13 protein-coding genes are annotated in these 13133 nt (G+C 51.5%); 6 read left to right on the top strand and 7 right to left on the bottom strand.

The window, feature by feature from the left end:
* Positions 1-127 precede the first annotated feature (127 nt).
* A complete protein-coding gene (locus tag I2G61_RS13740) occupies positions 128-1042 on the bottom strand; it encodes a LysR family transcriptional regulator (protein ID WP_072683657.1) in 915 nt (304 codons plus the stop codon).
* 180 nt (positions 1043-1222) lie between these two features.
* Here I2G61_RS13740 and I2G61_RS13745 point away from each other — a divergent pair, with 180 nt between their 5' ends.
* From I2G61_RS13745 to I2G61_RS13760, 4 genes are all read left to right on the top strand, one after another.
* Complete coding sequence (locus tag I2G61_RS13745; protein WP_072683656.1) at positions 1223-2092, top strand: YitT family protein; 870 nt, start codon at positions 1223-1225, stop codon at positions 2090-2092.
* Between the two features lie 108 nt (positions 2093-2200).
* Positions 2201-2359 carry a hypothetical protein gene (locus I2G61_RS13750; protein ID WP_006060135.1) on the top strand — a complete coding sequence of 53 codons (159 nt, stop codon included), beginning with the start codon at positions 2201-2203 and terminating at the stop codon, positions 2357-2359.
* 29 nt (positions 2360-2388) lie between these two features.
* Entirely contained in the window at positions 2389-3084 is a 696-nt protein-coding gene (locus I2G61_RS13755) for a TVP38/TMEM64 family protein (protein WP_072683655.1), read from the top strand.
* Positions 3085-3172: 88 nt separating this feature from the next.
* The gene (locus tag I2G61_RS13760) at positions 3173-3877 is read left to right on the top strand and encodes an HAD family hydrolase (RefSeq protein WP_072683654.1); all 705 of its coding nucleotides are present in this window, start codon (positions 3173-3175) and stop codon (positions 3875-3877) included.
* A gap of 11 nt (positions 3878-3888) precedes the next feature.
* On the opposite strand, the gene I2G61_RS13765 is transcribed toward I2G61_RS13760, so the two are convergent.
* Both I2G61_RS13765 and mgtE read right to left on the bottom strand, forming a co-directional pair.
* The gene (locus I2G61_RS13765; protein WP_072683653.1) at positions 3889-4809 is read right to left on the bottom strand and encodes a DUF1848 domain-containing protein; all 921 of its coding nucleotides are present in this window, start codon (positions 4807-4809) and stop codon (positions 3889-3891) included.
* A gap of 99 nt (positions 4810-4908) precedes the next feature.
* Positions 4909-6252, bottom strand: a complete 1344-nt coding sequence (mgtE, locus tag I2G61_RS13770; protein WP_072683652.1) for a magnesium transporter — start codon at positions 6250-6252, stop codon at positions 4909-4911.
* 314 nt (positions 6253-6566) lie between these two features.
* Here mgtE and I2G61_RS13775 point away from each other — a divergent pair, with 314 nt between their 5' ends.
* The gene (locus I2G61_RS13775; RefSeq protein ID WP_195548351.1) at positions 6567-8342 is read left to right on the top strand and encodes a flavocytochrome c; all 1776 of its coding nucleotides are present in this window, start codon (positions 6567-6569) and stop codon (positions 8340-8342) included.
* Positions 8343-8422: 80 nt separating this feature from the next.
* On the opposite strand, the gene I2G61_RS13780 is transcribed toward I2G61_RS13775, so the two are convergent.
* The 4 genes from I2G61_RS13780 to tgt form a co-directional block, all read right to left on the bottom strand.
* Entirely contained in the window at positions 8423-8983 is a 561-nt protein-coding gene (locus tag I2G61_RS13780; RefSeq protein WP_072683650.1) for a TetR/AcrR family transcriptional regulator, read from the bottom strand.
* A 203-nt stretch (positions 8984-9186) separates the two neighbouring features.
* A complete protein-coding gene (locus tag I2G61_RS13785) occupies positions 9187-9888 on the bottom strand; it encodes an epoxyqueuosine reductase QueH (protein ID WP_195548352.1) in 702 nt (233 codons plus the stop codon).
* 3 nt (positions 9889-9891) lie between these two features.
* Positions 9892-10914, bottom strand: a complete 1023-nt coding sequence (queA, locus tag I2G61_RS13790) for a tRNA preQ1(34) S-adenosylmethionine ribosyltransferase-isomerase QueA (RefSeq protein WP_072683648.1) — start codon at positions 10912-10914, stop codon at positions 9892-9894.
* Position 10915: 1 nt separating this feature from the next.
* Positions 10916-12055: a tRNA guanosine(34) transglycosylase Tgt gene (gene tgt / locus I2G61_RS13795; RefSeq protein WP_072683647.1), complete on the bottom strand. Its 1140-nt coding sequence runs from the start codon at positions 12053-12055 to the stop codon at positions 10916-10918.
* 109 nt (positions 12056-12164) lie between these two features.
* On the opposite strand from tgt, the gene I2G61_RS13800 reads away from it, so the two are divergent.
* Complete coding sequence (locus tag I2G61_RS13800; RefSeq protein ID WP_072683646.1) at positions 12165-12467, top strand: hypothetical protein; 303 nt, start codon at positions 12165-12167, stop codon at positions 12465-12467.
* Positions 12468-13133: the final 666 nt, after the last annotated feature.

Genomic DNA, 13133 nt, shown 5'->3' on the forward strand with positions numbered 1-13133 from the left:
AATATTCCTCCTCTTAATTAGAATATGTTTACATCTTTATTATAATGGGGAAAAAGGGGAGAGAGTAATACCAATAAAGTATAGCCTGGTTATGCTTTTTGTGAAAATATACCTTAGTAAAATAACGTTATACCGCAAGTGATGAACAAAACAAATCCAGAAAGAGCTTGGCTTCGTTAGATAAGGTATGCCGCTGGCGTTCGATCCAGACCAAATGACGAGAGACATTGTCAGTTTCCACAGGGATGGAAGCGATGCCGCCTTTCTTGAGATCGGCGGCCTGCCAACAGTTGCCGAACATGAACGAATCACTGTGCTTCAACAGATTGATCATCGTGTGGTAATTGTTAACAGTCACGGTCTTCTTGAAATTGGTCAGTTCCTGATCGCCAACTTTGAAGGTGTAATTGAGCTGGGTGTAGAAATCCTGCGGCATCCGCAGATAGGTCATGTCCAACAGCTCGGACGTGGTAATCGTACTTCGGCTGGCTAATGGGTGCGACTGGGCGAGATGAACATAAACCGCATCCTTCTTGATCGAATGCATCTGCAAGCCCTGAACTTTGATCACCTTGGTCATGACGCGATGCTGCACGGAGTTCAACGTCAGAATCGCGATCTCGGATCCCTGATCGCTGACGTTCTTGATCGCCTGTTCGATGCCCGTTTCCTGAATATTGATGACCGCATGATCGCTGGGGACTGACTTGAAGTATTCCTGCACGATCGCATCCTGAAGCAGAAGCATTGCCGTTGATACCTGCAGGCGGGTTTCCACAACCGCGTGGTACGTTTTCTTTAACCGTTCGATTTCCTCAAACTGGGAAAGAATGCTGTGGGCATAATAATACAAGCTCTGGCCGACCGGAGTCATTTCAATCCCATGATTATTGCGGATTAACAGCTGGACGCCCAGCTCGTCTTCCAACGCCTGAACGGTTCGGGATAAAACCGGCTGGCTGATGTACAGAATTTCAGCCGCTTTGTTGATGCTTTTCTGATCGGCGATGGCGACGTAGTAGGATAACGCTTTGACGTCCATTCAAATCACCTGCTTTACTTATCTTTATCATACCATAAAACAAGCCGGTTCCCGATTAATTTGATCGGGAAATGAACAAGATAAAAGAGAAAGATGAAAACTCAAAAATAGGCTGGCAGAATTACCCCAGTTCATATAAAATAAGAGAAGATCCGTGGGAAACCCAGGAGGAACCATTTCATGAAACGCCATTCACAAATTTATGATTACACGATGATTCTGTTCGGCTCGGCGCTGTTTGCGGCTTCGATTAATCTTTTCGTCGTTCCGGTCAATCTCTATAACGGCGGAATTGTCGGACTGTCGCAGATTATCCGGTCCGTGCTGGTCAGTCGGATGGGAATGCGTTTCAGTTTCGATATCGCGGGCGTGATCAACTTTTTAATCAATGTGCCGCTGTTTTTTATGGCCTTTCGCTCGCTGAGCCGGAAATTCTTTCTTGGGACGCTACTTTCACTGATCACCCAGACTGTCTGCTTCTCGCTGATTCCCATTCCAGTCGTGCCGATTCTGGACGATGTGTTGGCTTCGCTCATCATCGGGGCGATCGTCGGGGCATTGGGCATCGGGATGACGCTGGTCAGCGGGGCCAGCGGCGGCGGAACAGATATCGTCGGCGTGTATGCCGCGCTGCATTGGAAAGCGTTCAGCGTCGGGAAGATCCAGCTGCTGTTCAACGCGCTGGTGTACAGTCTGTGCGCGTTCCTGTTTGATCTGCCGATCGCGATTTACAGCATTATCTATGCGGCGGTATATTCATTTGTGCTCGATAAGGTTCACCTGCAGAACATCGAGATGAGCCTGATGATCTTTACCAAGAACCCGGAAATCAAAAACCGGATCCTCAAGGATTTTGTGCGCGGGGTGACGTATTGGAAGGGCTTAGGCGCCTATACCCAGACGGAAACCGAGGTTCTGGTCACCATTGTGTCGAAGGATGAGGTCAATGAACTGCGCCGGATGATTACGCAGCTGGATCCCAAAGCTTTCATCATCGTCAACGAGGGCTTGCAGATCACAGGCAACTTTATCAAACGGTTAGTAGAATAAACAACCCGCAAAATGCAATAAAAAAGTTAAGAATTCGACAAAACTTGTCAGAATTCCGCTATATTCAAAGTGGGCCTTTCATGATAAAATAGAAGCGAGGTGTTAGATATGAAAATTGAGTTTAAACAGTTAAATGAACTCGCGCAGAAAAAAGCAGAGAAACTGTTAAAGGAAATCAGCTTAACGGTGAAAGACGTTGATTTTGATGTAACAGGCGCTGATATTACGATGATTGTTAAAACGACGCAGGAAGTCATTCATCTATAAATCACCGGGATCCCTGGTGATTTTTTCTTATGAAGAAGCAACGAAAATGGAATCGGCTGCAGGGAATCGCCGCAATCGCGGGCGTACTTTTGCTTGTGCTGGCGGCTTTGGATTTTCTTCCGGCGGTCAACGCGCTATTGAAAAGCGGCGACGAACAGGCGATCCGGCTGTACTTTCGCGCGCTGGGGCTGAAGGGCGTGTTGTTTCTGATTCTGCTTCAGGCGGTGCAGGTGATCACGTCGCTGATTCCCGCGCTGTCGCTGCAGGCGGCGGCCGGCGCCAGTTATGGGCCTTTGTTGGGGACGATCATAATTCTGACCGGGATGGTTTTGGGCAACGGCGTTGTCTATCTGTTTGCGGAAAAACTGCTCGGCCAGCTGTCGCCAAAGTCGAAGATCACGCGGATGCTGGAACGTTTCCGTCACTGGCTGGCGGGGAAAAACAAAGAACTCTATTGCTTTTTAATGTTCCTTCTGCCGGTCCTGCCCAATCTGGTCAAGCCCTATCTGGCGGCGGTGTCGGACGTCCGCTGGCCGGTTTTTCTGTTTTCCTGCGCATTCGGCTCGATCATTCCGGTGCTGGCCGGTTCGCTGATCGGAAACTTCCTGATTGAAGGCAGGGTGCGGGAAGCGATGATGGTTGCCCTTGCCGCCGTCCTCGCCGCGCTGGCGGCCGCCTGGATCCAGAAACGCCGCGCTGATCGCGGGAGTGAATCGGGAAAATGAATGAGAAATGGACAATCAAACAAGATTGTCCGCTTTCATGAAACTGGAAATTTGTGTATAATAAAGCCATTGCGAAAGGAATCTGACGATGAAAAAAACATACTTCTTTGATTTGGACGGCACGCTGCTGCCGATGGATCAAGATCAATTTGTCCACAGTTATTTTTCCCGCCTGGCGAAGAAAATGGCGGGGAAGATCGACCCGAAGCAGCTGGTCGATACGATATGGAAAGGCACCGGCGCAATGGTGACCAACGATGGCCGGGCTACCAATGAACAGGTGTTCTGGCAGGTGTTTGATCGCCTGACCGGCTTGCATCATGAAACGCTGGAGGATGAATTCCTCGACTACTACCGCAACGAATTCAACGAAGCGGTCGAAGCCTGCGCGCCGACGCCGCTGGCGAATAAGATTGTAAAACGGTTTAAAGAAAAAGGTTATACGTTAGTGCTGGCGACCAATCCGATCTTTCCGCGGATCGCTACGGAAAACCGGATCCGCTGGGCCGGATTGGATAAAAACGACTTTGACTGGATCACAACCTTTGAGGTTTGCCGCTATTGCAAGCCGAATCCGAAATATTATGAAGAAATTCTCACCCGGTTGAATCTGGATCCGAAGCAGTGCGTCATGATCGGCAACGACGTTAAGGAAGACATGACGGCCCGTTCGCTGGGGATGGAAGGCTGGCTGATCACCGACTGTTTGTTAAACACGGAAAACCTGCCGGTGGAATGCGAGTTTGAAGGCACGCTGGCTAAGCTGCAGGAAAAAATTGAAACGCTGGAATAAAATAAAAAAGTCTAGAACAGACGCAGCTGCCGTTCAGACTTTTTTTTCGTTATGAGTTGATCGTCAGGCTGCAGATGACCGATCAGCAGCGTGGATTCAGGATCGTGCCGGGCTTGCCGCGAGGCGATCTGCGCTTCGTCAAAGTTGGCGTAGCAATAGCGGCAATGGTGGGCGCAGCAGTTGTATTCGCCCAAATCCGTGACCTGCAGGCAATGACAATGCGCCCGCGCCTGGGTCAGCGGATATTCCAACGTTTTCCCGGTCAGCTCCCGCAGCCATTCTGCGTCGATGCAGCTGCGGTTTTCAATGCCGGCGCTGCGCAGATCCAGATTCTCGGCGCACAGCTGCAGGCGCATTCCATAACGGCTGCCGATGTCAGCCAGCCGGCATGCCAGAGCTGTAAATCGCTGCAGCGAATCCGGCTGCCAGTTCAGCTCGCGCTGATGCTTCAGGGTATTTTTATAGAAGTCGAGATGACTGATGATGACCTGCGTGCAGGAACCTGCCAGCTGTTGGCAGCAGCGCTCAAACGCCCGGCAATGAAACGCTTCGTCATAACGTTCGGATAAGAAAATCGGATCATACCGCAAAATCATGTGGGAAGGGCCAAGCTTGCAGGCGAGTTGCCGGAAGCTGTCCAGAACCTGCCGCTTATCCGACAAGCCCGGTTCGATCTCTGGGCCATAGGGCGTCACCGTGATCTGAAAACCGACCGCATAGTCACGGAAGACGTCCATCTTATCCAGCATCGGCGTTGGATTCTTGGTCATGAAGATGACCGCGTCGACCTGACCGGGCGAACAATCCACGCGCAGCACCTGCCGGGGCGCGAACGGATTGCGGATATCGACGAGGCCGGCCTGGAATCGGTTTACAAGCCAGTCACTGTAAAATGCGCACAGATCGGTGCGCTGGGAACAACATAAAAGCATGCCGCCAGCCTCCTTTTCCGGTTTAATATATCACAAAGACATTAAAAAAGGCAGTCCTGTGACTGCCGGAAAGACAGCTTATGAGAGCGAAGCGCCGGATCAAAGCAGATACGGCAGAAAGAGCGTCGCCAGTCCGAGAAAGAAGAAGAATCCCAGGACGTCGGTGACCGTCGTCACGAAGACGGAGGAGGCCAGCGCCGGATCGACGTTGATTTTCTTGAGGATGACCGGCACGGCGTAACCTGCGATTGTCGCAAACGCCATGTTCAGCAGCATCGCCAGCCCGACGACCAGTCCGAAAATCGGATTCTGCTGCATGACGCCGCAGAGCAAGGCGACGACCAGACCGATGCTGACACCGCTGAGAATACCCACGCCGAACTCCTTGAAGAAGACCCGCCTGGCGTTGTCGCCGGTTAACTCGCCCAATGCGATGCCGCGGACGACGATCGTTAACGATTGGGTGCCGGCGTTGCCGCCCATTCCGGCGATGATCGGGTTGACCGCCGCCAGCGCGACGACCTTTTCGATTGTGCCGGAGAAGACGGCGACGACGGAAGAGGCCAGAAACGCTGTAAGCAGATTGATAAACAACCACGGCAGACGGCTTTTCAACGATTCGATCAGACTGCCGTCGACTTTTTCTTCCTCATTGATCTGCGCCAGTCGGTGGATATCTTCCGTGTTTTCTTCTTCAATGATGTCCATGACGTCGTCAACGGTGATAACGCCGAGAATATGATCCTGCTCGTCCACAACCGGCATCATCAGGAAGCTGTACTTGCTGAATATCCGCGCGACTTCCTCCTGATCGGTCGAGGCCGGCACGGAGATGACGTTCGGATTGGCAATGTCGCGGATCTGCGTGTCAAAGCTGTGAGCGACGATTTCCCGCAGGGAAACGACTCCGGTCAGCACGTTGCTTTGATCGACGACGTACAGGTAGTACGCCATTTCCGCGTCCTGCGCCGCCTTTTGCAGATATTCCAACGTCTGCAGCACGCTCATGTGCTGGGATAGACTGATAAACTCCGTCGCCATCAATCCGCCGGCAGTATCGGCATCGTAGCTCAACAGCTCGCGGACCTCCTGGCGGTCTTCGACGTTCATCTTGCTTAAGACGTCTTCCGATTCCGCCTCGTCCAGAACGGAAACCAGGTCGGTAATTTCATCGGACGACATTTCTTCGAGGATGACCATCTGCTCGGTATCGGAGAAATGCGACAACAAGCCATATTTCTCCTCATCTTCTTCCTCATCGACAATTTCGGCGAGGATGTCCGAAGGCAGACGTTTCATGATGACGTCTTCGTCATCTTTGTATTCATGAATGACTTCCAGAATGTCAACCGGGTGGATAAACTCGATCATCTCTGCCAGCTGATCATCCGTGGCGTGCAGCAGAAAATTTCGCAGTTCTTCTTTACTGATTTCTAATTTCATACGATCTCCTTGATCCGGAAGAACCGGCGCTGTGCGTAAAAAAGCGTCGTCCAGGTCAATCTGCCGCCGGATCATGCCGGCGCGGCGTTAAAGTCTGACGGACTGGCTGGACTGCGTTTCCAATGCTTTCATTATAGTCTTATTTCCCACGTCAAAACAACTGTTCACGCAGTTATTTTCAGGGAAATTTGAAGGTGATCAACACGAAAGCGCCATTCGATCATGTGAAGGTGTTGACAAAGTGAGGGGAAGTCTGTACAATGAAACCGAACATGTTCGGTTTTGAGTCAGAGAATCCAGAGGGAGGATAAAAAATGAGCATCAGAAAAGCAATCACCGCGGTTCTGGCGTTGTCGATCACTTTCAGCGCCGCCGGCTGCGGTTCACCAAAATCAGAAGCGGCGCCAGCTTCGCCGCTGTTGGCAGTCAAAGACGGAACTTATCCGGGAACAGGCGAAGGCCACGGCGGAACGCTCGCCGTTCAGGTTGAGGTCAAAGACCATAAAATCACTGCAGTAACGGTCGGCGACCATCAGGAAACTGCCGGGATCTGCGATGCAGCGCTGGAAAAAATGCCAGCTCGGATTATGGAGACGCAGTCGTTGGGCGTCGATACGGTGACCGGGGCGACGGAAACATCCAACGCGATCCTGCAGGCATGCGAAGCCGCTCTGAGGGCGGCGGGCGCGGACATTGACGCACTGAATGTCAAAGTGGAAACCACCGCGAAGGAAGAAAAAATTGAAAAAGACGTCGATGTCGTGATCGTTGGCGGCGGCGTGGCTGGATTGTCAGCCGCGGTTGAAGCTTCGGCGGCGTCAAAATCCGTACTGCTGATTGAAAAAATGGGCGTGCTGGGCGGCAGCACCAGTCTGTCCGGGGGCAAGCTTCTGGCTGCGGACAGCGTATTCCAGCGCGAACAGGGGATTGAGGACAGCCCCAAATTGTTCTCTGATTTTCTGATCGAGCTGGGCCAGCATCATGTCGATGAAGACAAACTGAAAATGATTGCGGAACGTTCCAGCGCCAATGTTGACTGGCTGATTGAAAACGGCGTGGAATTCTCCGATCAGATCGACACGCCAAACCCGAAAATGCAGCCCAACCGCGGCTTGAACGCAGCCGCGGGCAGCGGCGCCGGGTTTATTCTGCCGCTGCAGAAAAAAGCTGAGGAAGCGGGCGTGGAAATCATGACCGAAACCCGCGGCGAAAAACTGATCGTGAATGAACAAGGCGAGGTTGTCGGCGTAGAAGCCACGCAATCGACGGGCACCTCCGTGCTCATCCATGCGGAGGCCGTGATTCTGGCGAGCGGCGGTTATGATCGCAATCCGGAATTAAAAAAAGAATATTCGCCGACCTATGCGGATTCCATTACCAATGTCGGCGCAGGCAATGAAGGCGACGGCTTGCTGATGGCGCGGGAAATCGGCGCGCAGATCGTCGGCAACGACAGCGCGATCGCACAGATTCTGCCGTTTGGCGCGGCGATGCAGGACTTATTTACTTATGCCGGGCTGTTTGTCAGTCTGGACGGCCAGCGGTTTATGGACGAATCGCTGCCGCGCCCGGCCCGGACGCCGGTCGTTCTGGCGCAAACCGGTCAGCCGAAATATTTCATTCTGCTGGATGCGGCTCGGGCAACGGAGAATGTTCTGGCTGCCGTGGATGCCGGCACTGCGTATTCCGGCGCAAGCTTGGAAGAACTGGCAGCCGCTGCCGGGATGGATCCGGAGAAACTCACGCAGACGGTTCAGCGGTATAATGAACTCTGCGCGGCCGGTAACGATGAAGACTTTAACAAAAACGCCGACTTGATGCAGCCGGTTGAGGAAGGTCCGTACTATGCGGTTTTATGTACGATGAACACGTCCGGAACCTTTGCCGGTCCGCTGACGACGATGGACGCCGAAGTTGTGAACGAACAAAATCAGGTAATTCCGGGATTATATGCCGCCGGCGAAGTCAGCAGCGGCGATCTGTTCTATAAGGAATATCCAGGCAGCGGCACTGCGATTCAATCGTTTATTACGATGGGCCGGATCGCGGGGCAGCAGGCCGCCCAATACGCTTTGGAAAAAACGAAATAAAGACCGCGCGTAAGTCATAACAAAAGTGAAGCCGTTTTTCCTGTAAGGAAGCCGCTTCACTTTTTTTGATTGTGCCCCGGTTAAGCCGCAATCAGCGTGATCAGGTGATTCACCTGCTTCATCAGCTGCTCGCCGACAGGATAATCGCCGTTTTCCATGCAATAGCGGATTGAATTGCCAAGGATCAGCGTAAAAAGATGATCCAGCACCTCCTGGGCGGCGTACTCCGGCTTCATCTGTCCTTTTTCCGCAGCCCGGATTAAAAGCTCCCGCACGATCTGACGGTATTGCGACAGACTGTCTGACTGATAATGTGTGATGTTGTAAGCATATAGAAACTGCAGGCGATCCAACGACGTTTCTTCCAAGAATGAAATTTGAAAACGAACGTAAGCCCGCAGATTTTCCCATTCGTCGGCACTTGTCAGATTCAATCGCTCGTTTTCCCGCGCCCGCTGGGCGTTGCTGCGGAATAATTCGACGATCACGTCTTCCTTTGCCTGAAAATAATGATAGAAGCTGCCGATGGAAACCCCCGCCTGTTCGCAGATTCCGCGGATTGTGATCTCCGAAAAGGCCCCGTCGGCGATCAGCTGCCGCACCTGTTCTAAAATTTTCTCTTTGTTTGACTTCTTTTTCATGGGTTTATTATACCACAAGCTGCTTTTTTTGGATTCCCCCGGATTGCAAGGTTTTTTACGTCATGTTTATTAGGAGTGACAACAGGATAGCCCATGAATCGCTGTGAGCGTGATCACAAGAAAAGTAGACGCTGGATAAGAACGCCCACCTCGCAAGTTGTATTTAACCATCCTGACCGGGACAAGCCGGCCAAATAAAAACTTCATCGGGTATCCAATGAAGCTTCCTCAGCTTTGCGTTTTAAATCAGCCTGCCGTTTTTCATAAGAATAAAGACAGCCGCAGTAATCCTGCCGATACAGCTGATGCAGCCGCGACAGCTCCTGTCCCCGGTCGATGCCCTTTTTCTTTTTGAAATCCGAATAGAAATACGGGACGTCCGGGTATTTGTGCGACAGCTGCCGGCCGATTTCGTTTAATTTCTGACTGTCCTTCTGCCGGCTGATCGTCATGACAGTCGTAAAATAATCGAAGTGATGCTCGCTGGCGTACCGGTAAGCTTCGTCCATTCGCAGACCATAACACAGAAAGCAGCGGCCCGCTCCCTCCGGCTGATCCTTCAGAACGGATAACCGTGCGGTAAATTCCTCGTTTTGATAAGGCGGGACGATCAAGCTGACCGGATGGGGCAGCGTCGGATTCACCTCGTCCAGGTATCGTTTTAATTCATTCAGCCGGCGCTGATATTCAGCCGCCGGATAAATGTTGGAGTTGTTGTAATAAATCGTAACTTCAAACACGCCGCTGAGAAATTCCAGCGGAAACGCGCTGCACGGCGCGCAGCAGGCATGCATCAGCAGCCGCGGATGCCGGCCTTCCGCCTCGATCCGCGCCATTTCCTCCACGCTCATTTTCCAATAGTTGATCTTCGGTTTGGAACTTGCCGGTCGTTTATTCTGTTCCATAAGCTATTCGATGAACATACTGTCGCCGAACGAGAAGAAGCGGTATTTCTCGTCGATCGCCGCCTGATAAGCCGTCATGATCTGTTCTTTGGTCGCAAACGCGCTCACAAGCATGACCAACGTCGACTTCGGCAGATGGAAATTGGTGATCAAACCGTCGATCGCTTTGAATTGATAACCAGGGAAAATGAAAATATCGGTATCTTCATGACACTCGCGGAACTTGCCATACTTGCTCATGATCGCTTCCAATGTCCGGCAGCTGGTCGTACCGACCGCGATAATCCGCCGGCCTTCCGCTTTTGCCTGATTCAGCCGGTCCGCCGTGGCCTGATCCATCATGAAGAATTCCGAATGCATGTGATGATCGGCGATATCCTCAGTATCCATCGGCCGGAACGTGCCTAAACCGACATGCAGCGTGATATCCTCAACCTCGACGCCTTTGGCTTTCAGCTGATCGAACAGCTCCGGCGTAAAATGCAGACCGGCTGTCGGCGCCGCGGCGGAACCTTTGACCTTGGCGTAAACCGTCTGATAACGCTCCGGATCCTCCAGCTTTTCCTTGATATATGGCGGCAGCGGAACATTGCCCAGTTTTTCCAGAATCTCATAGAAAATACCGTCGTAGATCATCCGGAACTGACGCAGCCCTTTTTCGCCGATCCCGATGCATTCCGCTTTCAGCTCGCCTTCGTTAAACGAGATGATAGTGCCCAGCTTGACCACTTTGGCGTTGCCGACCAGACATTCCCACTCGTCGCCTTCCTGCCGCAAAAGCAGCAGTTCGACGTGCGCGCCGGTTTCCTCTTTCGTGCCGAACAGCCGGGCTGGAATGACGCGCGTGTTGTTGCGCACCAGCACGTCGCCCGGTTTTAAATAATCGACGATATCGTAGAAATGCCGGTGTTCAATCGCGCCGGTGGAACGATGCAGGACTAACAACCGCGACGCTGACCGCTTCGCCAGCGGCGTCTGCGCGATCAGCTCCTGCGGCAGCTCAAAATCAAATTCACTTGTTTTCATATCAGAACCCCCTCGAGTCCACGCTGTTCAGATTATATTTCTTAAACAGCTCTGCTTTGAAATCACCGAAGCGGTCTTCCCGGATCGCTTTTCTGGCCTGTTCCGTCAGACTTAACAAAAACCGCAGATTGTGAATCGACATCAGACGACTGCCCAGCCCTTCGTTGCAGCGGAACAAGTGCCGCAGATACGCGCGGCTGTAATTTTTGCAGGTGTAGCAGTCGCATTCCGGATCCAGCGGTCCGAAATCTTCTTCGTATTCCTGCTTCTTGATGTTGATCCGGCCCTGCGAAGTCATCAACGTGCCATGCCGGGCAATCCGTGTCGGCAGCACGCAGTCGAACATATCGACATTGCGCAGAATGCCTTCCAGAATCGCGTCCACCGAGCCGACGCCCATCAGATAGCGCGGCTTCTCCCATGGCAGATACTTGACGCTGTAATCGATCATCTTATACATCGTTTCCTTGGATTCACCGACGGACGTACCGCCGATCGAATACCCCGGGAAATCCATCTCCGCCAGCGTTTTGGCGCACATCTCGCGCAGATCCTGATACTCCCCACCCTGGACGATGCCGAACAACGCCTGTTCCTCCGGACGCTGATGCGCGTCTTTGCCGCGCTTGGCCCAACGCAGTGTCCGCTCCACGCTGTTTTTCATGTAATCATAGGAGCAGGGATACGGAGCGCATTCATCAAAGCTCATGATGATATCCGCGCCGATCTTGTTCTGAATCTGGATTGATTTTTCCGGACTCAAAAATAAGGTAGAGCCGTCAAGATGACTCTTGAAGGTTACGCCTTCTTCCTTAATCTTGCGTCGGTCCGCCAGCGAAAAGACCTGGAATCCGCCGCTGTCCGTCAGCATCGGCCCGGAATAGTTCATGAATTTCTGGACGCCGCCGGCTTTATCAACAATGTCTTCGCCCGGCCGCAGCCACAAGTGGTAGGTGTTGGCCAGAATAACGCCGGCCCCCAATGCCTTGATTTCCTCCGGCGACAGAAACTTGACGGTCGCTAAGGTGCCGACAGGCATAAACATCGGCGTTTCTACATCGCCATGCGGCGTGTGCAGGATGCCGCAGCGGGCGCCTGACTGTTTGCACACATGGGTAATCTCAAATCGAATTGCACTCATATATTTTTCACCGCCACTATTCTATCATAAAAGCCCCTTCCCTGAAAGGAAAAGCCGGAATAAGCTGAATCCCGCCGGCATAAGTCTAAAGAAAGAGGAGGCCTGGAATATGGAAGAAAACAAAGAAGAAATTCAATGGATCAGCAAGATTCGCCGGCATTTTCATCTGCGAATCGAAATTTACAACCGCCGCAAGACGATCAAGCAATGTAAAAAGGAGGTCCTCCAAACGACGCTGCAGTTAGGGAAGGTGACGTACCAATGCTTTCTGAATCAAAAGGAAAGCGAGGAGATCGCCGCACTGTCATCGCTGATCCGGCAGCGGCTGGCGACGATCGAAGAATTGGAGCAGCAGATCCGGCAGCTGAAGCAGGGGGAGGAAGAACAGGATTTTCTGGACGCGATGTTTTAACCAAAACGTTGAAAACTGAATTAAATTAACCGATGAGACTCTATCCGCTGTCTGAAAACGGAGCGGGATAAAAAAAGGTCCGCGGAAAGTGTAAAGAAGAAAAGGGAAAAATGATAACCAACGCGTTCATCCTATTATATAGGAAAGTGTTGCTTCTGAAAGTCCCGCTTGGAAATTAACTGATTGATATTTATTACAAGGAAGAATTAAGCGAGGGGAAATCCATCCTCTTGCTTTTTAATTGATGCAGGGTCTGATTCGATTCTTATCGAAAGCAAAGCGTGGTTTCGCACTATACAAGGAAGTTTTCCCTATCCAGAATTAAAAGACGAACTGGAAAAGAGGGACGGAATAAAAATTGAGTTCATCGCAGATAAATAGAGGATTAGGATCCGTAAGGGTAAAAATGATGCCATGAATAAACTTTGAATTCAGGAAACGCGCTCCTTGTTGAACATCAAAATAAAAGAAAAAAATAATCAAATAAGCGAAAAACACGATAACAAAAGGGGATATGAAAGGGGGAAGAAGAAATCGAAAAAAAAGTTAAAAAATCAGTTGACAGAAAAGGGGTGATTTGGTAATATTAATGAGCACCTCGCGAGAGGGCGTCGATCTTTGAAAACTAAACAGGAAGAAAAGCACAAATACAACGTCAATTCATAA

Origin of the sequence: Holdemania sp. 1001095H_141210_F2 (assembly GCF_015558105.1) — a bacterium.
GTDB lineage: Bacteria > Bacillota_I > Bacilli_A > Erysipelotrichales > Erysipelotrichaceae > Holdemania.